Origin of the sequence: Streptomyces sp. 150FB (genome assembly GCF_000818195.1) — a bacterium.
GTDB lineage: Bacteria > Actinomycetota > Actinomycetes > Streptomycetales > Streptomycetaceae > Streptomyces.
Map to the genome: position 1 here is coordinate 8,272,361 of NZ_JTHL01000001.1, position 25,472 is coordinate 8,297,832.

18 protein-coding genes and 1 tRNA gene are annotated in these 25,472 nt (G+C 71.0%); 9 read left to right on the top strand and 10 right to left on the bottom strand.

Going from position 1 to position 25,472, the window contains the following annotated elements; genetic code table 11:
• Positions 1 to 3: 3 nt before the first annotated feature.
• Both QR77_RS35470 and QR77_RS35475 read left to right on the top strand, forming a co-directional pair.
• A complete protein-coding gene (locus QR77_RS35470) occupies positions 4 to 1,545 on the top strand; it encodes an aldehyde dehydrogenase family protein (RefSeq protein ID WP_040026108.1) in 1,542 nt (513 codons plus the stop codon).
• A gap of 165 nt (positions 1,546 to 1,710) precedes the next feature.
• Positions 1,711 to 1,795: transfer RNA gene (locus QR77_RS35475), tRNA-Leu, on the top strand.
• Positions 1,796 to 1,907: 112 nt separating this feature from the next.
• On the opposite strand, the gene QR77_RS35480 is transcribed toward QR77_RS35475, so the two are convergent.
• On the bottom strand, positions 1,908 to 2,123 hold the full coding sequence (locus QR77_RS35480; RefSeq protein WP_040026109.1) for a hypothetical protein: 216 nt from the start codon (positions 2,121 to 2,123) through the stop codon (positions 1,908 to 1,910).
• Positions 2,124 to 2,567: 444 nt separating this feature from the next.
• Complete coding sequence (locus QR77_RS35485; protein WP_040026111.1) at positions 2,568 to 2,855, bottom strand: hypothetical protein; 288 nt, start codon at positions 2,853 to 2,855, stop codon at positions 2,568 to 2,570.
• 529 nt (positions 2,856 to 3,384) lie between these two features.
• Here QR77_RS35485 and QR77_RS35490 point away from each other — a divergent pair.
• From QR77_RS35490 to QR77_RS35510, 5 genes are all read left to right on the top strand, one after another.
• Positions 3,385 to 5,913 (top strand): ATP-binding protein, encoded by a 2,529-nt coding sequence (locus tag QR77_RS35490; RefSeq protein ID WP_150130484.1) that lies wholly within the window; start codon positions 3,385 to 3,387, stop codon positions 5,911 to 5,913.
• Positions 5,903 to 6,370: a roadblock/LC7 domain-containing protein gene (locus QR77_RS35495; protein ID WP_052489301.1), complete on the top strand. Its 468-nt coding sequence runs from the start codon at positions 5,903 to 5,905 to the stop codon at positions 6,368 to 6,370. The genes QR77_RS35490 and QR77_RS35495 overlap by 11 nt, the downstream gene beginning before the upstream one ends.
• A 31-nt stretch (positions 6,371 to 6,401) precedes the next feature.
• Positions 6,402 to 6,815 (top strand): DUF742 domain-containing protein, encoded by a 414-nt coding sequence (locus tag QR77_RS35500; protein ID WP_040026112.1) that lies wholly within the window; start codon positions 6,402 to 6,404, stop codon positions 6,813 to 6,815.
• Positions 6,816 to 6,885: 70 nt separating this feature from the next.
• On the top strand, positions 6,886 to 7,413 hold the full coding sequence (locus QR77_RS35505) for an ATP/GTP-binding protein (RefSeq protein WP_040029222.1): 528 nt from the start codon (positions 6,886 to 6,888) through the stop codon (positions 7,411 to 7,413).
• Positions 7,414 to 7,530: 117 nt separating this feature from the next.
• A complete protein-coding gene (locus tag QR77_RS35510; RefSeq protein ID WP_040026113.1) occupies positions 7,531 to 8,019 on the top strand; it encodes a carbonic anhydrase in 489 nt (162 codons plus the stop codon).
• Positions 8,020 to 8,077: 58 nt separating this feature from the next.
• Here QR77_RS35510 and QR77_RS35515 read toward each other — a convergent pair whose 3' ends face one another.
• From QR77_RS35515 to QR77_RS35545, 7 genes are all read right to left on the bottom strand, one after another.
• The gene (locus QR77_RS35515; RefSeq protein ID WP_040026114.1) at positions 8,078 to 8,941 is read right to left on the bottom strand and encodes a helix-turn-helix transcriptional regulator; all 864 of its coding nucleotides are present in this window, start codon (positions 8,939 to 8,941) and stop codon (positions 8,078 to 8,080) included.
• Positions 8,942 to 9,203: 262 nt separating this feature from the next.
• Positions 9,204 to 10,862: a hypothetical protein gene (locus QR77_RS35520; protein WP_236711203.1), complete on the bottom strand. Its 1,659-nt coding sequence runs from the start codon at positions 10,860 to 10,862 to the stop codon at positions 9,204 to 9,206.
• 217 nt (positions 10,863 to 11,079) lie between these two features.
• On the bottom strand, positions 11,080 to 13,176 hold the full coding sequence (locus QR77_RS35525) for a tetratricopeptide repeat protein (protein WP_040026115.1): 2,097 nt from the start codon (positions 13,174 to 13,176) through the stop codon (positions 11,080 to 11,082).
• A gap of 188 nt (positions 13,177 to 13,364) precedes the next feature.
• Positions 13,365 to 16,265 (bottom strand): NHLP bacteriocin export ABC transporter permease/ATPase subunit, encoded by a 2,901-nt coding sequence (locus tag QR77_RS35530; protein WP_052489797.1) that lies wholly within the window; start codon positions 16,263 to 16,265, stop codon positions 13,365 to 13,367.
• Positions 16,266 to 16,323: 58 nt separating this feature from the next.
• Positions 16,324 to 18,606, bottom strand: a complete 2,283-nt coding sequence (locus QR77_RS35535; protein WP_078877554.1) for an NHLP family bacteriocin export ABC transporter peptidase/permease/ATPase subunit — start codon at positions 18,604 to 18,606, stop codon at positions 16,324 to 16,326.
• The gene (locus QR77_RS35540) at positions 18,603 to 19,409 is read right to left on the bottom strand and encodes an HlyD family efflux transporter periplasmic adaptor subunit (protein WP_040026118.1); all 807 of its coding nucleotides are present in this window, start codon (positions 19,407 to 19,409) and stop codon (positions 18,603 to 18,605) included. Before QR77_RS35540 ends, QR77_RS35535 begins: the two co-directional genes overlap by 4 nt.
• A 96-nt stretch (positions 19,410 to 19,505) precedes the next feature.
• Positions 19,506 to 19,721, bottom strand: coding sequence for a hypothetical protein (locus QR77_RS35545; protein ID WP_040026119.1), 216 nt, complete (start codon positions 19,719 to 19,721; stop codon positions 19,506 to 19,508).
• A 706-nt stretch (positions 19,722 to 20,427) separates the two neighbouring features.
• Here QR77_RS35545 and QR77_RS35550 point away from each other — a divergent pair.
• Positions 20,428 to 23,121, top strand: a complete 2,694-nt coding sequence (locus QR77_RS35550; RefSeq protein ID WP_040026120.1) for an AAA family ATPase — start codon at positions 20,428 to 20,430, stop codon at positions 23,119 to 23,121.
• Positions 23,122 to 23,288: 167 nt separating this feature from the next.
• Positions 23,289 to 24,077, top strand: coding sequence for a pentapeptide repeat-containing protein (locus QR77_RS35555; RefSeq protein WP_052489798.1), 789 nt, complete (start codon positions 23,289 to 23,291; stop codon positions 24,075 to 24,077).
• A 122-nt stretch (positions 24,078 to 24,199) separates the two neighbouring features.
• Here QR77_RS35555 and QR77_RS35560 read toward each other — a convergent pair whose 3' ends face one another.
• Positions 24,200 to 25,426 (bottom strand): D-alanyl-D-alanine carboxypeptidase, encoded by a 1,227-nt coding sequence (locus QR77_RS35560; protein ID WP_040026122.1) that lies wholly within the window; start codon positions 25,424 to 25,426, stop codon positions 24,200 to 24,202.
• Positions 25,427 to 25,472 lie beyond the last annotated feature (46 nt).

Here is a 25,472-nt window from a genome sequence, read left to right on the forward strand (position 1 = left end):
CCGATGGCACCTTCACTCATACTCAAGCCCGGCACGTCCTGGTCCGACGCGTGGCAGCGCTGCCTCGCCGTGGCCCCCGAGGCCTTCCAGGACGATCGTGTCCTCAACCTCTGGGGGTCGTCCTGGCAGTCCGACGGCCGTGCGCTGGCCGCCACCAGCCCGGTCGACGGGAGCCCCATCGCCGGGCCCCCGCGACTCGACGCCGCGACGGCCCAGCAGGCCGTGCGCGGCAGTCTCGACGAACACCGCGCCTGGCGGCACACTCCGCTGTCCGAGCGCAAGGCCCGCGTCACGGCCACACTCGACGCGCTGACCGAACACCGTGAGCTGCTCGCCCTGCTCCTCGTCTGGGAGATCGGCAAGCCGTGGAAGCTGGCGCAGGCGGACGTCGACCGTGCGATCGACGGTGTGCGCTGGTACGTGGACGGTGTGGACCGGATGCTGGACGGCAGGACCCCGCTGCCCGGTCCCGTGTCCAACGTCGCCAGTTGGAACTACCCGATGTCCGTCCTCGTCCACGCCATGCTCGTGCAGGCGCTGGCGGGCAACGCCGTGATCGCCAAGGCCCCGACCGACGGCGGGGTGGCCTGTCTGACGCTGGCCAGTGCGCTCGCCGTACGTGAGGGACTGCCGGTCACCCTGGTCAGCGGCAGCGGCCGGGAGCTGTCCGAGTCGCTCATCAACTCGCCGGAGATCGGCTGTGTCTCCTTCGTCGGCGGCCGGGACACCGGCGCCGGCATCGCCAGCGCCGTCGCCGACCTGGGCAAGCGCCATGTCCTCGAACAGGAGGGCCTCAACACCTGGGGCGTCTGGAACTTCAGCGACTGGGACGCGCTGACCGCCGTCATCCCGAAGCTCTTCGACTACGGGAAGCAGCGCTGCACGGCCTACCCGCGGTTCGTGGTCCAGCGCTCGCTGTTCGCCGACTTCCTGGAGGCGTACCTGCCGGCCGTACGCTCCGTCCGCCTGGGCCACCCCCTGGCGGTCGAGCACGCCGACGACCCGCTGCCGCAGCTCGACTTCGGCCCGCTCATCAACGCGGCCAAGGCCAAGGAGCTGGCGGACCAGGTGGCGGACGCCATCAACCGGGGCGCCGTCCCCCTGCACCAGGGAGACCTGGCAGAGGGCCGCTTCCTGCCGGGCCAGGACACGAGCGCGTACGTGCCGCCCGTCACCCTGCTCGGCCCGCCGCCGTCGTCCCCGCTGCACCACGCGGAGCCCTTCGGCCCGGTCGACACCATCGTCCTGGTCGACACCGAGGCGGAGCTGCTGGCGGCGATGAACGCCTCGAACGGCGCGCTGGTGGCGACCCTGTCCACCGACGACCCCGACACGTACGCGCGGCTGTCACCGCAGATCCGCGCGTTCAAGGTCGGCCACGGCAGGCCCCGCTCGCGCGGCGACCGCGACGAGCTGTTCGGCGGCTTCGGCCACTCCTGGCGCGGCGCCTTCGTGGGCGGCGAGCTGCTCGTCAAGGCCGTCACCGAAGGCCCGGCGGGAGAGCGGCCTCCGGGCAACTTCCCCGACTACCACCTGATGCCCTGAGCATCGGTCCCGATCCCCGCCGGCCGGGCTGGAGTACGAACGCCCGGCCGGCGGGTTCCACTCCCGCGATCATTCGCTGACCACCGGATATACGGGTGAGCCGCACCCCGATCCCCTGGTATTGTTGACCTGTCGCCACGGGGAACAACCGCGGTTCGACCACTCGTCCGGGTGGCGGAATGGCAGACGCGCTAGCTTGAGGTGCTAGTGCCCTTTATCGGGCGTGGGGGTTCAAGTCCCCCCTCGGACACGACGGGTAATCCACACGAATACCCGGCTCGGCTTCACAGAACTCCCGGCACGGATTCGTCCGTGCCGGGAGTTCTTTTCGCGTTCGGGATCTTGATCGGCGGGGGCGAGCCCTACTCGCAGATCTTGACGCTGCTGACGTAGTCGAGTTTCTTTCTCAGGACATAGCCGGTCGCGCTCCCGGCGAGAGCCTCGTCGACCGTGCCGTAGTAGCGGTCATCGACGGGCGCGGGGTAGCCGGCGGGCTCCTGTCGGAAGAACAGGGTCCCTGAGGCCACGTCGCCGATGGGCTCTCCCCGCGCATCCCAGATCTGAGCCTTGTTGTTCACCCGGTACTCCTGCCGCTGCTGACAGACCCGTGTCGGTGACGGTTTGGGCGTGGGACGTCTCGACGGGGCGGACAAGAGGGGCGGATTCGGGGCTCGTAGTGGTGGCGCGGGCGTCGGTCGGAGGGTCGGGGGGAGGGGCGGCGGGAGAGCCGGTGGTGTCGACGAGGTGCTCGGCGTGGGTGCTGTTGTCGTCGGTGGGGCCGGCAATCGCCCCGGGGCAGCACTTGGCGCGGACTGGGCGGGCGGAGTGGACCGAGCGGACTCCATGAGGGCGTAGCCGATGATGAGAACAGCCGCGCACACCACCACCAGAACGGCGCTCAGGGCTTTCAGCGAGGGTCCGTTGCGTTGGACGGCGTTGTCCCCGACCACAACGGACTCGGGCCCGCTCACGACAATGCTGCGCGGTTTGTCCTCGCAGCCGCCGGGACACTTTGTCACCGGTCAGTGAAAGTGGTTGGTCTGGCGGCTCTTGTCCCCGACCAGAACACCTTTGCCGTCGTACACGGAAACGGTGTACTTCGGAACGTCGCGATCAGGTTTGTCCGCCTGCCCGATGCCCTCACCAGGGTCGCCGGCGGACCGCTCCTCGCCGACCGCGGTACTTCGGCCGCGGCGCGTCAGGGAGATCAGTCCGTCCCAGACGTTCCGCCCGACACGCCGGACCGTCTCCGTCACCCCGGCCGTCACTCCCGCGACCAGGGCCTGGGTCGCCAGTTCCGCCTCGGACATTGTTCCCCCTTCACCGACTTACCAACTCTTCGACCGACATGGGTCGTTGCGGCCCAGTATGGTCAAAACGCCTCCCCGCCTCGCGGGTGACGGCACCCGGACATGGTGCTGACCTCGGGGGACGTCGGATCGTGTTCGCTCGGACGAGTGATGCCGCCTCGGTCTGCCCGTACAGCCGGGGGAGGCCGTTCGCCGGGACACGGAGTGGCGTACGCAGTGATCCAACCGATTTGCCTCACATGGCGTCAAGTGCCGCTTGATCACTGCTTGGCATCGAATCGCGACCGGTTGTGCCGAATGTCCAGTGGAACACATCACAATCTGCCGTTTGCTTCAGATTTTTCATTCACGAGGGGCCCATGGCGCGATCCCATGGTCACGATAGGGTCCGCAGCGTTGACGCCCCGTTCTTCGGGGCCCAACATCCGTCCAGATTTGCGCCGTTCGCGGTACAACTCACCCAACCTGACGGTCGGCGGGCTCATATGGCTTGGCGTCTGTCGGGATGATTTCAGTCTGAGGAGGCTCGGTGTCCTCGCACGAAGGGGCCGCTTCCGGGCGGCCGCCTGCCCGACGGCGCAGCCGTGGCCGTACGATCGTCGCGTTCATGGAGCGCTGGTCGTTCGGCAGAAAGCTCTACCTCCTGGTGATGGTGCCCGTCATCGTCGTCGCCGCGATGCTGGCCTACGTGGTGACCAACCAGGTCGTGGAGGCCCGGCACGCCGCCGACGCCGCCTCCCTCGTACGTGACAGCGAGAGAGTCGCGACGCTCATCGACAACCTCCAGACCGAGCACCGGCAGGCACTGCTGCTCTCCGTGCGCCAGCAGGCCTCGCAGACCGGCGTCGAGACCCCGTCGAACGCCACCTACATACAGGCCCAGCACGCGGTCGACGCCCAGGTCGAGCAGGTCAGGGACGGGTTCGGTCCCCGGCTGCCGGCCGCGGAGTCCGCCGCCATGGACTCCATCGGCAAGCTCAGCGGCCTGCGGCAGATGATCGGCCGGACGTACATACCCGCCGACAACATCGACCCCACGTACACGAGTCTGGTCGAGAAGCTGATCAGCGGCCTCGGGCTCGGCACCTCGGCCATCAGCTCGCCCGGCTCGGCCGAGAGCAGGCTCGACGCGCTGCTCGGCGCCGACGCCGCCCACGCGGCCTTCGAGATCAGTGTGTTCGGCGCGCAGACCGGCGGTGCCAACGCGATCAACGAGTTCGCTCGCGGGGTCGGCGACCGCCGCCAGTACGACAACGCCGCCGACCTCTTCAAGTCGCTGTCCCCGCAGGCGCAGGGGCACGAACTGGACGGCATGGAGCGCGGCTCCCAGCAGAGCATCATCGAGGACCAGTACAACGCCCAACTCGTCGACCCCACTTCGCTCCAGGCGCAGACGCCGGACAAGCTGCGGGTCGCGATCAACGACGCACTGGGGAACGAGCCGGCCTACGCCGCACAGGCCAAGGAGCGGCTGGCCGTCACCCACTCCCTGATCAACAAGATCGCGGCCGACGCCGAAGACGCGTCAAGTCAGGCCTGGCGGCACACCATCACCCTGCTGGTCGGCGCGGTGCTCGCGCTCGCCGCCTGGCTGCTCTTCTCCTTCCTGGTACGCCGCTCGGTGGCCCGCCCGGTGCGGGTGCTGACCGTCGCGGCCCAGGAGGTCGCCGACGCGACGGGGCGCGAACTCGCCCGGGTCGCCGACGACGAGTCCGCCGAGACCGGACCGCCACGGCTGCGTGAGGTGCCCGTCCCCGTACGCGACGAAATCGGCGCGCTGGCCGAGGCGTTCAACCATGTGCAGGCGAGTGCGTCGGCGCTGTTGGAGCGTCAGGTCACCGTGCGCGGTAACGTCGAGAAGATGTTCGGGAACATCGGCCACCGCGTCAGCAACCTGGCGTCCCGTCAGCTCGACCTCATCGAGGGCCTCGAACAGTCGCAGACCGACCCCGAACTGCTCCGCCCGCTCTACCAGATCGACAACATCGCCACCCGGCTGCGCCGCAACGCCGAGAGCCTCCAGGTGATCGCGGGCAAGCGGGAGGCCGCCGAGGACATCGACGCGCAGGGGCCCACCGGCCTCGCCGACGTCCTGCGCGCCGCGCTGAGCACCATCGGCGGCTACGAGCGGGTCTCCCTGCGCCCGGCACCCGAGGTGGCCGTGGTCCCCGCCGTCGTCAGCGACTTGACACTGATGCTGGCCGAACTGCTCCAGAACGGTGTGTTCTTCTCGCCCGCGCACACCCTGGTCGATGTGGCCGTCACGGTGGACTCCCCGGCAGAGGGCGTCGTGATCGAGATCATCGACCACGGCATCGGGATCCCCGCCGAACAACTCGTCGAGGAGAACGCCCGGCTGCTGAGCCGCGAACGCCTCGACCTCGCGCCGACCAACGTGCTCGGCCTGTTTGTGGTGGGACGCATCTCCCGGCGCTTCGGCATCGGCGTGGGCCTCGGACGCACCTCGGGCGGCGGTGTGACGAGCACCGTCTCGATCCCGGGCGACCTGCTCCTGCCCGCCAGCGCCATCCCCTCCCGGACGGCGCCGGCCGACCCGTACCGCGCGATCCCGTCCTCGACCTCAGGACGGCAGCCCCGGCCGGCCCTGGTGGCGGCGGCGCCGCACGAGAGCGGTCTGCCGAGGCGCGTCTCGCGCCGGGACGGGGACGAGTCCCCCGGCGGGCCGATCGCCGCCGCACAGCGCGGCGGGCTCGACGACCAGCCGCGGCACGATCAGGCGGGCAGTGACCAGCCCCGCCAGGACCCCGCTCGGGACCAGCATGTGCGCGACCGCGCGCAGGACGACGACTACCTGGAAACCATTTCCCGCCCTCTGCGCCGCCGTGTGCGCGGCGCGACCCTGGACCGGGCGGCGTCCCGTCGCCCGACCGCCGCTCCCGCTCCGCAGCGGCATCCCGTGGACGCGGCCGGTGTCCGCAGCGAGCTGGAGGATTTCGAGGCCGCCACCCGGCGGGCACGAGAAGACTCCGCCCGTGGCAGGACACCATCGGTGCCGCGGCCATCACTCACCCCGGAAGGACCCGGCAATGACGGATGACTTCACCACCAACCCGGCGACAGCCGAGGGGCTCGGTGAATCCGCAGCGAAATTCACCTGGCTCCTGGAGCGCTTCGCGTCGGAATCCGCAGGCGTACTCGATGCCATCGCCGTCTCCTCCGACGGCATGCTCATCGCTGTCTCCCGGCGCGACGGCCACGCGGACTCCGAGCGCCTCGGGGCGGTGATCTCCGGCATGCTGAGCCTGGCAGCCGGTGCCTCCGCCAACTACGGCCTCGGCGACCTCAGCCGCGTCATCATGGACTACCTCGGCGGGCGGCTGCTCGTGTCCGCGCTCGGCAGCGGCGCCGTGCTCGGCGTGGTGGCGGCGAAGGAGGCCAAACTGGCCGACGTCGCCTACGAGATGACACTCTTCGTCGAGCGGGCCGGCGCGGTGATCAGCCCGGAGCTGATAGTCGAGCTCCAGAAGCAGGTCACTTCGGCGCCGGCCGGCTGAGCCGTGGAAGAAACGGGGAGGAAGAACCGTCATGGCGGCCGGTGACCCAGCAGCCGACGTAAGCCACGAAACCGGTCAGGACCCGGTCAGTCGCGCTCCCGCGATCCGGCCCTTCCTGCTGACCTCGGGAAGGGTGGCGGACGCGAGCAACGCGCTCCCCATCGAGACCCAGGTCGTGGCGACCGCGGCGGCACTCGCGATCCTCGACACCTTCTCCTTCGAACCGTTGGCCATCGTCTCCGTCTGCCGGCAACCACAGTCGCTCGCGGAGATCGCCGCTCACCTCCATCTGCACCTCAACGTGGTCCGGGTGCTGGCCGAAGACCTCCGGGTCAAAGGACATCTGGCTGTGTACGAGCCGGATACCAGGACCGCTCAGGACTCCTCGATTCTGCAAAGGGTTATCGATGGGCTACTCGCCATCCCCGACTCCCCGGACGTATAGCCCGACCGGTGCCGAGACCGACGCCGGCCCGGCCGTCCAGGGAACCGTTCAGCCGCCGCTGCCGGTGAAGATGGTGATCGCGGGCGGCTTCGGCGTGGGCAAGACCACCTCCGTGGCCTCGATCTCCGAGATCACACCGCTCACCACCGAGGCGTCGATCACCTCGGTCTCCGCCGATGTCGACGACCTCGCCCACACGCCGTACAAGGCGACGACCACGGTCGCCATGGACTTCGGCTGCATCACCATCGACCCGACGCTCAAGCTGTACCTGTTCGGGACGCCGGGCCAGGAGCGCTTCAAGTTCATGTGGGACGACCTCGTCCAGGGCGCCCTCGGCGCGCTGGTGATCGTCGACACCCGCCGGATGGACGACTGCTACGTGGCCGTCGACTACTTCGAGGACAAGGGGATCCCCTTCGCCGTCGGGGTCAACCACTTCGAGGGCGAGGTCAGGCACACCATCGACGAGGTGCGCTGGGCGCTGGACGTCGAGGAGCGCGTACCGCTGTTCACCTTCGACGCCCGCGACCGCGGATCCGTACGGGACGCGCTGCTGACCGTACTCAAGGTCGCCCTGGCCAGAACCGCCGCCTGACGCGGGGGGTCGCGCGGGCCGAGTGTTTCAGGTGCGTGGCCAGGTGGCCGGAGGCCTTCTGCGTTCCGGACAGTGCCGCCTACATTGTCCGGGCCGACAACAGAATGTGGGGCCGACATGTCAGTCACCGACGAATACCTGGCCAACAACGCGTCCTACGCCGCCTCGTTCGAGGGGCCGCTGCCGTTGCCCCCCTCGCGCCACATCGCGGTCCTGGCCTGCATGGACGCGCGCCTCGACGTCTATCGCATCCTCGGGATCAAGGACGGGGAGGCGCACGTCATCCGCAACGCGGGGGGCGCCGTCACCGACGACGAGATCCGCTCTCTCGCCATCAGCCAGCGGCTGCTCGGCACCCGCGAGATCGTGCTGATCCACCACACCGACTGCGGAATGCTCACCTTCACCGACGACGCGTTCAAGCAGGGCATCGAGAAGGAGACCGGCCTGCGCCCGCCGTGGTCCGCGGAGGCGTTCCCCGACGTGGAGGAGGACGTACGGCAGTCGCTGCGGCGCGTGCGGACGAGCCCGTTCGTCCCGCACACCGACTCCGTACGCGGATTCGTCTTCGACGTGGCCACCGGGCTGCTCAACGAGGTGGTCTGAGCGCGGACCGCTCCGCCCCGCCGGGCCACCGCGGCGGGGCGTGGCGCGTGGGCGCCGGTCACAGCTCCCGGCGGAACTTCTCCAGGAGCTCCTTCGTACGGCTCGTCGACTCCGCGTGTGCCACGACCCGGTCCATCGCCTCCATGTGCTGGGAGACCTCGCTGTCCTCGTCCAGGTAGAGCGCGCCGGTGAGGTATTCGATGTAGACCATGTCGGGCACTTCGGGCACACCGAAGCGGAACAGGACGAACGGGCTGTACGTGCCGGGGTGGTGGCCGGAGGAGAACTCGGCGATCTGGATCGTGACGTTCGGCAGCTCGGCCACCTCCATCAGCCGGTCGATCTGGGCCCGCATCACGGCCGCCGAGTTGACGGGGCGGCGCAGCACCGTCTCGTCCAGCACGGCCCAGTAGGCGGGCGCGTCGGGGCGGGTGAGCAGATCCTGGCGCTCCATCCGCAGCGCGACATGGCGCTCGATCCGGTGCGGGTCGGTCATCCGGCCCACGGCCCCGGTGGTGAGGATCTCGCGGGCGTAGTCCTCGGTCTGGATGAGGCCGGGCACGAAGTGCGGCTCGTAGGTACGGATGGTCCTGGCGGCCTCTTCGAGGCTGACGTAGCCGCTGAACCAGTCGGGCAGCACGTCGTGGAAACGCTGCCACCAGCCGGGCCTGTTGGCCTCGTCCGTCAGCCGGAGGAAGACGGCGGCCTCGTCGTCGGGGACTCCGTACGCGGGCAGCAGGATCTGGAGATACGGGATCTTGAGCGTGACCTCGGCCATCTCCATCCTGCGGATGGTCGCCGCGGTCACCCGCAGCAGCTTGCCGGCCTCGTCCCTGCTCAGCCCCGCCTTGGTGCGGCGGGCCTGGAGCTGCCTGCTGAGGACGAGCTGGCCGATCGTCGGGGCGGATCGTGGCTCGCTCACACCGCGTCCCCCAGCACCGGTGACATGCCGGGCAGTCTGCCACAGCGGGCGCGGCGAGAACACGGTTATGTGAGATGACTGCCGGTCAACATCGGTTCCCCGGCGCAGACCTGACACAACGTCGGCCATGGGCCCGGGAACGGGCGCCGAGGCGGGAGACCGGCGTCACGGTGGTGTACGTGCCTGACCCGGGTGGTCGAGGGGATCCCCGACCGCCGCGACGTCTTCCAGTCCCCGGCCGGACAGCGGATGAACAGCGACATCACCCTGTGCCGCAGCCGGGCGAAGTCCGAGGTGCTGGCGGTCGATGTGTGCGAGGCGCCGCTGTCGGGGACTCCGACGGGAACTCTCCGGGCTGCCGCGAGAAGCCGATCCCGACACCGCGCGCGCCCGTCCGTACGAGCAGCCCGCGCGTCAGATCCCCGGCGGCGCCGCCGTTCACCAGCCACACATTGACGGCCGAGCCGAGCAGCAGCGGATCGAGGGAGGGGCGCGGGGCGCCCCAGACATGTTCGGTGCGGGCCTCCACGAGCAGGCCGCCGCGCAGCCGTACGAGCGCGCGGTACTCGTCGAGCGCGGCCACCAGGACGTTGTGGCCGCCGTACTGCCTGGCGGTGTCCCGGACCCAGTCGACGGCGGGCACTTCGGCGTCGGCGGTCGTACGGGCGACAACCTCAGCGCTCTGCGCCCAGCGGTGCGGACCGCCCTCGGCGGCCACCGCGTAGAAACCACGGGCCTCCGTGTGATGGCCGGCGACCACGGGCCACCGCCGCACCTCGACGGCACCGTCCTCGCCGACGGCGCCGGTGACGTCGTACGTGGTGGGCGGGGACGCGGGGACCGGCTCGGGCGGCGGTACGGGGTCCGGCTCCGGGGCGCTGTGAGGGAGGCGTACACCGTGCTTGGCGAGCGGCGCGTACATCTCCTGCCGGGTGATCTCGCCCGACTTGTCGACCGAGCCGAGCTGCCGGTCGACGACCGGCCTGAGCGTGTCGGGGTCGTAGGCGTCGGCGACGGCGAGGAGCTGCGCGTACAGATCGCCGCGCGGATCGAGCCGTGGTGCCTTGTGGCCGAACTCGGCGGCGGGGGACAGCGGATGAAGCTCGTCCAGCCCGGTGGCGGCCAGCAAGGTGACGCGTTCGGCCGCGGCCGAGTAGAAGGTGGTGCTCCCGTGGTCGCCCACCACCCAGTCACTGGCGATGACGGCGGCGCGCCAGCCTTCCTGCGGCGGGATCAGCATCAGCCCGGCGTCCATGGCGGGACCCAGCCGCTCCAGCACGCCGCCCCGGCTGTGCCGCGCCCACACGTTGGGGTGGAACACGGCGGCCACGGCGAACTCGTCGGCCGGCAGCGAGGTGACGAGGTCGAGGGGGAGACCGGGCCACCGGCCCAGCAGCGAGTGCTCGCTCCACGTCGAGTGGACGACGACCAGCCGCCGCCCGTGCACCGCCCCGAGCCGTGCGCGGTAGCGGTCACGCTGCGGAGCACTCGCCAGAATCCGCTGGAAGCACCAGTCGCCGACCACCCGCGCGTGCGGCAGCGCCTCGGGGCAGGTCTCGGCGAGCCGGGTGAGCTGCTCCTCGTGCGACACACCGATGGTGGCCGGCACGACCTTCCCCCGCCGCATCAGCTCCTTGCGGGAGAGCCCGGCCGGCGAGGAGGTGTCACCGGTGGACTCCGAGACCAGCCGGTTGTAGCCGGCGCCGTGCGGCAGGACCATCAGCGGGGCGTCGAGGCGCCGCATGGTGGGGTGTACGGAGCACGCCACGGCGAGGTCGAAGGAGCGGCGGGTGGCTTCCTGCCAGCTCAGGAACTGGACGCCGGAGGCGGCCAGATAGGCGTCGAGCCCGTCGCCGAAGGCCGATCCCGGGTTGACCGTGCAGTACTTCTCGATGCCGTCCTCGGCGCGCAGCAGCCGCATGACGTCCAGCACCCGGGTCGCCGACGTCAGGGTGCGCGCGACCCCGATGACCGCTGCCTTCGGCGGATCCCAGGTGTCCCAGCGGGAGCGCGCGGGCCGCCGGCCCGGCCGGGCGAGGCGGCTGCGCGGCGACAGCGGCAAGGGCAACTGTGTCTCCGGGACGAGGGGGCGGAGTCGGTGGCTGTAGGTGCCGACGATCGTACTGTTCCGCCTGGGCTCAGCCGGACTCGGTACGCGGCGCGACGCCGCTGATCCCCCGCAGCTCGCGCAGCCGCAGGTCGCAGACCTCCCGCAGTTTCACGTCCATGGTCAGCGCCGCCAGCTCCTCCAGAACCGCGAGAGCCTGGTCGAGCTTGGCGTACTGTCTCCGCTCCGCCGCCACCTCGGCGGCCGACACGGCGCTGTCGACCGCTTCGGCCAGCGAGCCGAGCCCGCGCAGCGCGCGAGCCCTGACGATGCCGATACGGGGAAGCATCGCCCCGTCGTCCGCGGCCAGCGCCCCCGCCATCGCCTCGTCCAGGGCCTCCAGCGCCTCCTGCCATCTGCCGCCGGCCACCAGGGCCTGGCCGATGTTGTACCCCTGCACGATCACACCGTGCTCGTCCTTCGCCTCGGCGTTGGCCGATCTGGCCTGGCGGAACAGCGCCTCGGCGTCGTCGGGACGCCCGAGATCCAGCGCGATCAGCCCCTGTGTCTCCCGGACGACCCCGCTGAGCTGGTGGGCGGAGACCAGCCCGAGCAGCTCGCTCGCCACGGTCAACTGCGCCTGCGCCGGGCCGTACTGGCGCAGCTCGTAGTGTGCGCGGGCGAGTTGGTTACGCATCCGGACCTCGGCGTCCTGACGGCCCTCCCACTGGGCCGCCTCGATCCCCAACCGGTGTGCCTCGATGGAGTCGGCATGGTGTTTACGGCTGTGATAGAGGGCCCACAGTGACTCGCAGAGCCGCCAGACGGCGTCGTACCAGCCCTCCTTCGAGGCGAGGCGCAGCAGCTCAAGCAGGGCGGAGCGCTCGGCGTCCAGCCATTCGAGTGCCTCGGCGGAGGTGGTGAACAGCGGTTCCCCGGGGGACAGTTCGTCCACCGTGCGGGAGGGCGGCTCCTGGATACGGAACCGCCGGCCGAGGACGGCGGCGTCGGCGTGCGCCGCGGCGGCGAGGTAGAAGTCCGCCACACCCCGGAGCGCGGCGAGGCGGTCCTGCTCGGGCATGCCGCTCGCGAGCGTCCTCGCGTGCGCCCGCACCACGTCGTGCGGCCGGAACCGCTGGGGCCGGTCGGCGGATTCGGCGGCGACCAGCAGGTGCGCCGTGACCAGATCGCCCAGCGCGTCGTCGACGCGGGTGACACCGGCGGCGCCGGCGACGGCCGCGGTGACGCCGTTGCCGGGCAGGCAGCCCAGCAGCAGGTAGAGCCGCCGGCTGTGGTCGGGCAGTTCGGCGATGACCGTGTCGAGAACCGTGTCCACGTGGTCCGTCTCTTCCGTAGGGGAGCGGTGCTGCCCGGCGGCCAGCCTGCGTACGACGGCGTCCAGCCCCAAGTGCGGCCGCCCCGCCAGCCATTCGCCCGCCGCGCGCAGCGCGAGCGGCAGCCCGCCGCACAGCCTGACCAACTCGGCGGCCGTGCCCTCGGCCGCCGTGACCTGCCAGTGCCGTACCAGCTCGATACCGGCGGACCGGTCGAGCGGGTCCACCACGACATGGAGCGCGCCGTCCATCGTGAGCGAGGGCAGATGCCGGTGGCTGGTGACGACCAGCAGCCCGGCGGGCGGCAGCAGCGGCCGTACCTCCGGTGCCTGGTGGGCGTTGTCGACCACGACCAGCAGGGGGCGGTCCGCCGCGACACTGCGGAAGAGGGCCGCGCGTTGCGCCGGGTCCTCGGGGATGTAGTCCTTGTGCACACCGAGGGCGCGCAGGAAACCCGCCAGCACGGCCCCGGTGTCGACCGCGCCGTCCAGCCGGACGTCGTCCAGATCCACGTACAACTGCCCGGCCGGGTAGAGCTGTTCGAGGTCGCTGTGCACCCACTGCGAGACGAGCTGTGTCTTGCCGACCCCGCCGAGACCGGTGACGAGGATGACGCCGGGCATCCGTTCGGCCCCGCGGGCGGTGGCCCCGGCGCGCAGCGCTGTCAGCTCCTCCGTGCGGTTGACGAAGACCCGGCTCGGCGGCGGCACCTGATGCGGTGGGGCGGTCGGTCCCGGCGGCCCGAAGCTGATCGATCCGATGCGTTCGGCCTGCACCAGCGGTCCGGCGATCACCGCGTTGCCGGACACGGTGTTGTGTGTCGCCCCGGTGCCCTCGGTGCTGCGGTCGCTCACCCGTACTCCCTCAGCCTGTCCTGGAAGCGTCCAGGGTATGGCCTCGCCGGGCGGGTGCGCAGCGATACGTGTGAGTGCTCCTCCCGTACGCTTCCGGTGCGCTTTCCGCGCTCCTCGTGCGCTCCCCTCGTACGCGGTGGGGCACGCTGCCCGTGCGGGGGAACCGCGTGCGGCCCCGGCCGGAGGCTTCAGGCCATCTGGCGGCGTACCAACTCGTGGAGCCGGCCGGCCGGGTCGGCCAGCAGGTCGGCGGGCGCGCCCTGTTCCACGACGCGTCCGTCCGCCATCACGATCACCCGGTCGGCGTCCATCACCGTCGTCAGCCGGTGGGCGATGACCAGCCGGCTGGCGCTCAGCTTCCGGGTGCTCTCGATGACGATGCGCTGGGTCTCGTTGTCCAGGGCGCTGGTGGCCTCGTCGAAGAAGAGGATGCGCGGACGCCGGACGAGCGCCTGGGCGATCATCAGACGCTGCCGCTGACCGCCCGAGATCGCGCCGCTGCCCGCGATCATGGTGTGCAGCCCCATCGGCATCAGCTTGATGTCCTCCGCCAGGCCCGCCATCTCCGCCGCCTCCCACGCCTCCTCCTGGGAGAAGGCCTCGGCGCCGCAGATGCAGTCGAGGATCGATCCGGTGAGCGGCTGCGCGTTCTGGAGGACCACCCCGCACTGGCGCCGTACGGCGGCCTGGTCGAGGGCTGACAGGTCCTGGCCGTCGTACAGCACACTGCCGGAGACCGGCTTGTCGAAGCCGATGAGCAGCCGCAGCAGCGTCGACTTGCCGCAGCCGCTGGGGCCCACGACAGCCACGAACTCGCCGGGGCGGATCTGGAGCGAGACGTCGTCGAGGACCAGCGGGCCGTCGTCGGTGTAGCGGAAGGAGAGCTTCCGCGCCTCGATGCCGCCGGACAGCACACCGGGCTGCGCGCTGGAGCCCCGTACCTCCGGTGCCTCGTCCAGGACCGGCTTGATCTGTTCGAACATGGGCAGCGCCGCCGCACCTCCCACGAGCGCCCCGGTGAGCTGGGTGACCGAGGTCAGCACCATGGTCACCGAGGTGTTGAAGGTCAGGAAGGCGCCGGCCGACATGCTGTCGCGCGCGGGTCCAGCCAGCAGGACGAACATGATGAGCGAGCACAGCGGCAGATAGACCGCGTCCAGGACGGTCGTCAGGTTCTTGATCCGGCCGGTCCGCTGCTGGAGCTCGCGTGAGCGGGCGAACTCGCGGGCCCAGGCCGCGTACGCGAAGCTCTCCGCCGCCGCCACGCGCAGCTTCGGCAGACCGCGCAGGGTCTGGAAGGCCTGGTTGTTGAGCTTGTTGCCCAGCTCGACCAGGCGCCGCTGCCAGCGGAGCTGCCACAGGCCCATCGCGAGGAACACCGCTCCGATGACGATCAGCATCGCCACCGCCGCGAGCGCCAGCGGCACACTGTAGAAGAACAGCAGTACGACGTTCATCGCACCGACCGTGCTCGCCTGCACGGCCACCGGGCCGATGCCGGACAGCACCCGGCGGATGGTGCTGATGCCCATCGCCGCGCTGGCCAGCTCCCCGGTGGAGCGTTCGGTGAAGAACTTCGTCGGAAGCCGCAACAGCCTGTCCCAGACGGCCGGTTGCAGGGTGCTCTCGATACGGCCCTCCATCCGCAGGATGGTGAGGTTCTGGAGCAGCATGAAGGCGGCCGAGACGATTCCGGTGATCATGACAGCCAGCGAGACCTGGACGACCAGGCTGGTCTCGGCGTTCGGTACGTAGACCCCCAGCACCCGGCCGGTCGCGATCGGCACCAGGGCGCCGAGACCGACCGTGACCAGCCCGGCCATGAGCAGATTGCGTACGTCCATGCGGGTGCCGCGCAGGCTGAAGCGCAGCAACCGGGGCAGGTTCATGGGCCGTTCGGGCAGCGGTCGGTAGAACATCACGCCGCGCGCCTCCAGTTCACCGGCGTTGTCGGATCCGATCCGCATCCGGAGCCCCGAGGCCGGGTTCACCGCCTCGTACCTCCCGCGCCGCCACAGCAGTGCGACCGGCGCGCCCGACTTGGCCCAATGCCCCACCATCGGACCGGTGTTGGTACGCCACCAGCGCCCGTCGAGCCGGACGGCGCGGGTCCGGACACGGGAGCCGATCGCGATGCGCTCGACGGGACTGACCCGGTCCTCGGCGGCGGGGTCACCGGCGCCGCCCACCGGACCGCCCGCCGTGGGCCCGGCGAGCGTGATGCCCGTGGCCTCGGCGACCCGCCGGCAGACCGCGTAGGTCGTGTCGTCGTTGGAACTGTCCCTGGCCGCCGTCGCGCGCCCGCGCTCCGGCCTGCCGATGGAGGCCAGCAGCGCCTGGTCGGCGCGGGCGCTGACGGCCTCGCCCGCCCTGATACCGGCCGCCGTGCGGTCCTCGTGGGCGCGCTCCAGGCGTTCGATCCAGCGGTCCACCGCCGACATCAGCCGGTACTGCTGGTTGACCATCCCCTGCCACATCGCGCCGTCGACCAGCAGGTCACCCGCCGCCTCCGCGCTGAAGGAGGCGCCGTAGCGCACACTGCCCGGCGGGACCGGCATCCACAGGATGTCGTCGTCGGCCACGGCGTCCTCGATGCCGGGGCGGTCGTCGAGCGGGGCCTCGAAGAGCACACCGAGACCCCGGCCGATGCCGAGCGCGAACGCGTGCTCAAGGGGCGCAGGGGAACCGTACGCGTCAGCCTCCGCGCCGTACGCGTCGTAGCCCCCGTACGCGTCGTACCCGCCGTACTCGGGCTGGTTCAGCTCGCGCAGTGGGATCCTGCGCAGCGCGCAGTCGCCCGAGGGCCTGCCGAGCAGGGTGTGTGCGGGGCCCTCGACCGGTCCCAGCAGCAGCGTTCCCGATTCGAGGCGGCCGAGGAAGTGCCAGTGCCCGTCCCGGGCGGCGTCGACGGCGAACAGATCGAGTACGCCGCCCACCACGAGCCACAACACCTGGGGCCCTTCCAACGGCACACTGCTGATCCCCGCGCAGTCGACGGGCGCCCCGAGACCGCCGAGCGCGTGGATCACGGCGTCGCCGCCGCCGGACTCGGCGGACCGGGCGGCGCCGACGGACGGATCCGGGCCCACGGAAGGGTCAGGCCCTGCTGCCGGTTCGGGCAGGTCGGCCGGGTGAACGGATGCCACGTCAGTGCTCCTTGACCAGCTCGGCGTACGGGCCCCCGGCGGCGACCAGCTCTTCGTGCCGGCCGCGTTCGACCACGGCGCCGTGGTCGAGGACCACGATCTCGTCACTGTCGCGCACCGTGCTCAGCCGGTGCGCGATCACCACACACGCACACCCGCGCCGCCGCAGATTGTCGATGATGATCCGCTCGGTCTCCGCGTCCAGCGCGCTCGTCACCTCGTCGAGCACCAGGATGCTCGGCCGCCTGACCAGCGCCCGCGCGATCTCCAGACGCTGCCGCTGCCCGCCGGAGAAGTTACGGCCGTCCTGCTCGACCCGGCTGTGGATGGCGTCGGGACGGCGCGCGATGACATCGTCGTACAGCGCGGCGTCCCGCAGCGCAGCGATCACCGCGTCGTCCGGTATCGACGGGTCCCACAGCGCCACGTTGTCCCTGACCGTCCCCTCGAAGAGGAAGACGTCCTGGTCGACGAAGGAGACCGAAGCGGCCAGCGCACTGCGGGAGATGTCCTCCAGACGCTGCCCGTCGATACGGATCGTGCCCTCCCAGGGGCTGTAGAGCCCCGAAATCAGCCGGGAGACCGTGGACTTGCCGCTGCCCGACCCGCCGACGAGTGCCACCTGCTGACCCGGGCCCACCGTCAGCGAGAAGCCGCTGAGCAGCGGCTTGTCCAGCGGGCTGTAGCCGAACGTGATGTTCTCCAGCGTCACATGGCCGGTCAGCCTGCGGGTGCTCGCGTCCGGCTGCTCCCGCGAGTACAGCGTGTCGACGGGGAAGTTCTCGACGTCCTTCAGCCGCGCCACATCGGCGGCGAAGTCCTGGACCCGCCCGGCGACCCCGTTCAGCCGGGTGATGGGCGCGGTGAAGCGGGTCACCAGCGCCTGGAACGCGACGAGCAGACCGATCGAGATGTGCCCCTCCACCGCCCTCATCCCCCCGATCCACAGGATCAGCGCGCTGTTGAGCGTCGCGAGGGTGGGTGCCACCACGGCCAGGACCGCGCTCGGCACACCGAGGCGCTGCTGCTCCTCCAGTGTGGTGGCGTGCTGTCCCGCCCAGCGGCGGAAGTAACCGTTCTCGCCGCCGGTGGCCTTCATGGTCTCGATGAGCTGGAGCCCGGTGTACGAGGTGTTGGTGAGCCGGGCGCTGTCCGCGCGCAGCTTCTGCGTGTGCGTGGCGCGCAGCCGGATCACGATCCGCATCGCGACCACGTTGAGCAGCGCGATCAGCACGCCGATGACGGTGAGTTGGGGATCGTACGTCCACAGCAGGAAGGCGTAGAGGATCACCACGATGCCGTCGACACCGGCGGCGGCGAGGTCCCGGGCCAGGGTCTCCGCCACGGCGTCGTTGGACTGGAGGCGCTGGACGAGATCGGCCGGGCTGCGCTGGGAGAAGAAGGTGACGGGCAGCCGCAGCAGGTGCCGCAGGAACCGCGCGCTGCTCAGCGTCGAGGAGATGATCCGCCCGCGCAGCAGATTCGCCTGTTGCAGCCCGGTCAGTACGGCGGTCAGCGCCACCATCGCCGCCATGGCCGCGAACAGCGGCCCGAGCAGGGACGTCTGACGGCCTATCAGGAACATGTCGATGTACGTACGGCTCAGCGCTGGCAGCACCGCGCCGACCGCGACCAGCAGCAGGCTGGCGAGGAGAGCCGCCAGCAGGGTGCCCGTCGTGCCGCGCATCCGCGCGGGAATGGCGCTCATGATGCCCGGCTTGCGGCCGCCGCGGCGGAAGTCGGCCGTGGGCTCGAAGACCAGCGCGACCCCGGTGAAACTGGTGTCGAAGTCCTCGGAGGCGACGAACCTGCGCCCCTTGTCGGGGTCGTTGATGTGCACGCCCCGGCGGCCCAGGCGGCGGCCCGTACCGTCGTAGACGACGTAGTGGTTGAACTCCCAGAACAGGATCGCGGGAGCCTGGACTTCGGCGAGGGCTCCGGGTTCCATCTGCATGCCCTTGGCCTGGAGCCCGTAACTACGGGCGGCCTTCAGGAGATTGCTGGCGCGCGAGCCGTCGCGCGAGACGCCGCACGCGATCCGCAGCTCCTCCAGCGGGACATGCCGGCCGTGGTGGGCGAGCACCATCGCGAGCGAGGCGGCGCCACACTCCAGGGCCTCCATCTGGAGGACGGTCGGGGAGCGGACCCCCTTGCGCTTCTTGACCTTGGGCTTCTCGGCCCTGGACGACGACGGCGCGCGCCGCCCGCCGCGCCGGGCGGCCGGGGCGTTCTCGGGGCGGTGCCTGCCGCGTTCGGCAGGGGGAAGTCTCTGCTGGGTGCTCAAGGAAGCAGCCAATCGATCGGATGCTGCTCGGCCAGGTGGATGGAGCCGGTGGCCAGGGTCATGGAGCCGACGGCGAAGGGCGGGCCGTCCGACGACGACCAGAGATAACCGGACTTGGTGTGCGAGGAACGTTCGAGCCGCACCACGACAGCGACGGGCTGGCCCGCCTTGGAGAACTGTTCGCCGAGCTGGCTGCTGCCCAGGAAGCCGCTGATCCGCTGGCGCGTCTGGGCGGTACGGCCCACCGACTCGACGCGTCCGCGCAGCACTCCGTACTGCTGCGTGGGCACCGACTGGACGGTGAGGTCGACGGAAGCGCCGACGGGTACGCCGGAACCGCTGTCGGCCGGCACGTACAGCACCGCCGTCAGGGGGTCGTCGGCGCTGTCGAACCGCTCGACGGCCGCGACGTCGGCCCCGGTGGTGACCACGGACCCGATGGCGGCGACCAGCGTGGTCACCCGGCCTGCCGCGATGGTGCGCACGACGACACTTCCTTGTGCCGTACGGACCTTCAGCAGCGGCGCGTCGGCCGCGACCCGCTGGCCCTCCTCGGCGAGCACGTCGGTCACCTGGCCGGCGACGGGGCTCTGGAGGACGTAACTCCCCTGTGCGTGGGTGAGGATGCCGGGCGCCGCGACCGTCGACGACACGGTGCCGGTGACCGCCCAGCCGGCACCCACGAGCATGGCCAACACCGTGACGGCCAGCACCAGCCCGCCCCGAGGCCGGGCGTAGCGCACCGGCAGGTCGATCTCCTCGGGTGATTGCAGCTTGGAAAGGGCCTGTTGGCGGAACTGCACGACACGTATCCCTCGACGCTCAACGGCCGCGTGCCCCGGAACCTGTAAAGGCCCGGGACACGCGGCGCATGACGCAATCTGTCTTGGAGAGCAGGCTCAGAGACCGCCGACAACACCCAGGACGCCGGACGTGTTGGCGCCGGTGATCGAGTCGACGGTGCCCGTGACGGTGCCCACGGTGCCGGCGAGCGGGACGATGTTGTCGACCGTGCCGACAGCGCCGCCGACCAGGCCGCCGAGGAGACCGCCGGACACGTTGTCCAGGTCGGCGTCGGAGATTTCCTGGGTCGCAACCTGGGGGGTGGAGTTCATGATGTGAGTGCCCTTCGAGTGGGTATTCCGGAATCACCGCGATCTTCTGCGGTGCGATGGATCAAAGCACGAAGGCGCTGGGGGCGGCCAATCGAAACGTCGCCGGACGTGAGACATTCCGGCTCCCGAATAGCGGGTCGTGCACACGTGTCCATGAAGTGGTGGCAGCTCCTTCACACAATCAGCAGATTGAATTTCCGTCAACCATGACGTGATGACCATGAACGCGACATACCCGCACCTGGGAGCGGTGGGGATGGCCGGGGTGCGACATCCTCCGGGAGAGGATGTGTTGCCTGCGCATTCGGTGTGCAGATTCGCCGCAGGGTATCTATGCGCGTCACATCACGGCGGACCGCGTACGTATATACGCGGTGCGTGATTCACGGTGATTCAGGTCCGGCAGTGAGGTGCTGTTACGGCAGATACGCACCGGGGGAGCGGAGAATGGAACATACCCGCATAACGGGGCCCCGCCGGACGCGATAAGCAATACCCGATTTACCTCCGATACCTCGCAGTCGCCTGTGTCGGACTGTGTGAGCCTGCGTGGGCCGCCGCCCGCGGGCCCCGAGAGCACGCCTATACGCCGAAGCGCGCCGTTCCGCAGCCGATCGGCCGAATTCGGGCGGATTCATGTCGCACGGGACGCTCCACCGCTACCCTCGACACCTGACCAGCGCACTGGACGAAATGGGGAGGCCGGATGGTGCCCGGGCCGGAGCCCTCGGACGACCTCCCCCTGCTGGAGCGTGACACCGAACTCGCCGCTGCCGCGGCCGCCGTCGAAGCCCTGTGCGCGCACCCGCCCGCCGGACCTTCGCCCGGACCGGCTCCGGGACCCGCCACCGGACCGCCACCAGGCGGACTGCTCGTCTACCGGGGCGCGCGGGGCCTGGGAAAGACGGCGCTGCTGGACCGCGTCGGCCGGTTCGCGGCCGGCCGGTGCCCGGTGTGGTCCGCACGCGGCGGCGAGACACTCGCCTCCGTCCCCTTCCACGTCGTACGGCAACTGCTGTGCCCCGCGCTGGCCGCCTGCGAACCCACCGACGCCGAGGAGCTGCTCGGCGAGTGGTACGGAATCGCGGGACCCGCCCTCGGTGTCACACCACCGGGTGAACAACACCCCGACCCGGGGGCCGTCAGGGACGGTCTCGACGCCCTGGTCGAGCGGATCGCCGAGGCGCAGGGGCCGTTCGCCCTGGTGGTGGACGACGCACACTGGGCCGACCTGGAATCCCTCGCCTGGCTCGCCTCCTTCGCACGGCGGCGGGGCACACTCCCCGTCCTGGTCGTCGTCGCCCACCGCGAGGAGGAAACCGCCGGCGGGAGCGGCCGGTTCCTCCGCTCACTCGGTGAGGCATCGACACTGCTGCTCACCCTCCGGCCGCTCACCCCCGACGCCACGGCGGACCTGGTACGGGCCACACTCGGCGAGCACTCCGACGATCCGTTCTGCCGCGAGGTCTGGGCCGTCACCGGCGGAAACACGCGCGACACCGTCGAGCTGCTCGGCAGGGTCAGGGACAGCGAACTCGACCCCGTCGAAGGCGCGGCGCACGCACTGCGCGGGCTGGCGGAGGCGGCACACAGCACAGGACTGGTGGCCCGGCTCGGCGAACTGGGCCCGACCACCGCCGGCTTCGCCTGGGCGGCGGCCGTTCTCGGTACGGAGATCTCGCTGGACCTGGCCGTCCAGGTGACACGGATGAGCCGTGCGGAGGGCGCCCGGTGCGCGGAACAGCTCAGGGACGCCGGGATCCTGGCCGGCACGGACCCGATGGAGTTCACCGACCCGGAGACCGCCCAGTCCGTCTACCGGGCGATCACCCCGGCCATAAGGACCGCGATGCACGGCATCGCCGCCTGGGCCGTCACGAAGAGCGGACGCGGAGCGGCGGCAGCGGCGAGACACCTCCTCGAAGTACACCCGGACAACGACCAGAACCTGGTGGGGCAGTTACGTGAGGCCGCCGCCGAACATCTGGCGGTGGGTGCACCCGACGCGGCCAGGCGCTGCCTCGAACGCGCCCTGCGGGAGCCGCCGTTGCCCCTCACCCGCGCCCGTGTGCTGTACGAGCTGGGCTGCGCCACCCTGCAGATCTCACCGGCCGCCACGGTCGGCCACCTGCGCGCCGCACTCGACACGGACCTGCTCGACGAGGCACTGCGGGTCGACGCCCTTTTCCACCTCGCCCAGGCCCTGGCGCACGACGACCGGACCGAGGAGGCCGCCCGGCTCGCCGGCGCCGCGGCCGAGGACAGCGCGCCCGGCCCCGCCAGGACACGGCTGCGCGCCGCGCACTTCCTGTGGGAGGGGCTGCGGACCGTCGAGTGCGACGGCCCTGGACGCTCCCGGCGGCTCGCCGCCGCGGCGGACGGACTCACCGGCCGGGACAACACCGAACGTGTCCTGCTGATGCTGCGCGCCTGGGACGCGACAACACGCGGCGAGAACGCGGAGGAAATCGTCCAGATCGCCGAACGCGCCCTGGTGGACGGCAGGTTCGCGCCTGGAGCGGGATGGACCGACACCGCGTGGGGCTTCGAACCCCCGACCCTGCTCGGACTCTCGTACGTCTGCGCCGACCGCGTCGACCGGGCGGAGAGCCTGTTCACCGAGTGCCTGCGCGCCTTCGAGATCTCCGGCCGGAGCGGAGACCACCTGGCCTTCGCCCACGCGCTCGTCGGCTACCTGAACCGCAGGCGCGGCCGGCTGCTGGCCGCCGAGGCCCATCTGCGCGAAAGCCTGCACCTGGCGAAGCGGGCGGGGGAGCGCCGTACGACGCAGCGGACCGCGGTCTGCGCGCTGGTCGACACACTGCTCGCCCGTGGCCGCGCCGACGAGGCGTGGGAAATCGCCGAACGCTATTCCTTCGCGACTCCGTACACCTCGGCGATGGTCATTCCCAACGCGTCCTCCGTGCGGGGACGGCTGCTGCTCGCCCTCGGCCGGACCCGGGAGGCAGCAGCCGAACTGGAAGGCGCCGCACGCGCGTTGACGACCAGGGGCAGGCACAACGTCGTACTGGCGCCCTGGGCGCTCGACCTCGCACGCGCGGTCGCCGACGAAGATCCCGGCCACGCGGCCCAACTGGTGTCGTACGCCCGCGACCGGGCGGAACGCTCGGGCACGCACACCGGCATCGGCATGGTGCTGACCGCGGCCGCCTCACTCCAGGAGGGCCCGGCGGCGGTCGAGTTGCTGGCCCAGGCCGTCGCACATCTCGAAGCCTCGCCCAGCGCCTACGAACTGGCGCACGCGCGCGTCGAGTACGGCGTGGCGGCGAGGTTCCCGGCGGAAGTCGCGTCCGGTCTTGAGCTGGCCCTGCGCTGCGGCGCCGACGGGGTGGCGGCGCGCGCCCGCAAGGCGCTGGAGTCGGACAGCCTCCGACGCTGAGCCGGGCCCGGGCCGCCGGGGGCCGGGAGGTACGCTCCACCGGACGGCGGCCGTCCCCCCGTGAGCCGCGCTACAGGAGATCAAGAACGTTGCCCGAGCCCTCCACCTCCGTACCCTCCACGTCCGCCGCACCGGCAGCTCCCACGTCCGACACCGGCAGGAGCGACCTGCGCGCCGACTGCGGGAGCTGCTTCGGGCTGTGCTGTGTCGCCCTGACCTTCTCGGTGTCGGCGGACTTCCCCGTCGACAAGGGCGCCGGGGAGCCGTGCTCCCACCTCCAGGAGGACTTCCGCTGCGGCGTCCACACCGACCTGAGGCAGCGCGGCTTCCGGGGCTGCACCGTCTACGACTGCTTCGGCGCGGGGCAGAAGATCTCACAGATCACCTTCGCCGGACAGGACTGGCGGCAGGAGCCGCGCAGCGCGGAGCGGATGTTCGCGGTGCTTCCGGTGATGCGCCAGTTGCAGGAGCTGCTCTGGTATCTGAACGAGGCCCTGGAGCGAACGCCGGAGCCCGCCCTCCACGAGGAGATCAAGGCCTCCCTGGCGGAGACGGAACGGCTCACCCTCGGCGGTCCCGCCGCCCTGCTTGACCTCGACGTCGCGGCGCACCGGGCAACCGTCAACCCCCTTCTGCTCCACACCTCCGAGCTGATCCGGGCCGGGACCGGCGGCGGGAAGAAGAAGAACCGGAGGGGCGCCGACCTCTTCGGCGCGAAGCTCAGGGGCGCTGATCTGCGTGGCGCCGATCTGCGCGGCGCGTACCTGATCGCGGCCGATCTGCGCGGCGCCGACCTCCGGCTCGCCGACCTCATCGGCGCCGACTGCCGCGACACCGATCTGCGCGGCGCCGATCTGACCGGGAGCATTTTCCTCACCCAGACCCAGGTCAACGCGGCGAAGGGCGACAGCACCACCAAGCTGCCGCCCTCGCTGGCCCGCCCCGCGCACTGGTAGTCCGGACGCGCGTCAGGCGCGCCCGGACCTACGGAGCACGGAATCTACGGAGCACGGAATCTACGGAGCACGGAATCTACGGAGCACGGAATCTACGGCGCCCGGACCTACGGCGCCCGGACCTACGGCGTCCGGAATCTGCGGCGTACGACGACGAACGCGCCGGCGCCGAGACCCGCGGCGACGGTGAGGACCACCGGCAGGAGATACCCCGACCAGACCGATCCGGACGCGTCCGAGGCGGAAGCCGCCCGTACGGCCCGCGTGCCCGCGCCGGGCCCCGGCTGCGCCCCCGGCCCTCCGCCGCTCGTCGACCCGCCCGGGCCCCGGGGTGTCGAAGCGGCCGCAGGCGCGAGAGAGCCCACGGGGGCGACCCGCCCCCCGGCCTCGAAGCCCCAGTCGAGCAACGCGCGGGCCTCCTCGTACACCCCGTACGACTCGCCCGACTGCGGGTTCATCACCGTCACCAGTACGGTCCGCTCGCCGCGCCGGGCTGCGGCCACCAGTGTGTTGCCCGCCTGGGTGGTGTAGCCGTTCTTGATGCCGACGAGTCCGGGGTAGCGCTCGACCCCGTTGGCGCCGCTGAGCAGCCGGTTCGTGTTCTGGATGCCGAAGGTGCCGTCGTTGCCGGGGAACTGCGCGTCACGGGTCGAGCTGTACCGTACGAACTCGGGCGAGGCCAGACCGTCGCGTCCGAACACCGCCAGGTCGTACGCCGAGGAGACCTGCCCGGGCGTGTCGTACCCGTCGGGCGACACGACATGGGTGTCGAGGGCGCCCAGCTTCCGGGCCTTCGCCTGCATCTGAGTGATCGTCGAATCCCAGCCGCCGTTCATCTCGGCCAGGACGTGCACCGCGTCGCTGCCCGAGCTGAGGAAGACACCGCGCCACAGGTCGGCCACTTCGTACGTATGGCCGGGGACGATCCCCACCAGGCTGCTGCCCTCGCCGATCCCGGCGAGTTCGGACTCGGTGACCCGGTGCTGGGCATGTTCGGGCAGATGGGGCAGGGCCGTGACGGCGAAGAGCGTCTTGAGTGTGCTCGCCGGAGGTAGTTGGCGGTGCGCGTTGTGGGCGGCGAGCACCTCACCCGTACGGGCGTCGGCGACCAGCCAGGACAGCGCCGAGATATCGCTCGGTGGCTCGGGCGCGCCGGGCGCCGGGCGCACCTGGGTGCCGGATTCGTACAGGGCCGCGCCGTCGAGGGAGGCAGGCGCGCCGGGTGCGGGGGGCACGGGGTAATCGGGGGGCGTGCCCGCCGCCGTGGCTGCGGGGAGGAGGACCAGCAGGCCGGCGGCGAGGGCCACCGTCCCGGAGTACGCGGAGCGCGTCACGGATCTGATGATCATTCAGTCACGTTAAAAACGGACCGCGTCCGCCGCATCGCCACCAGAG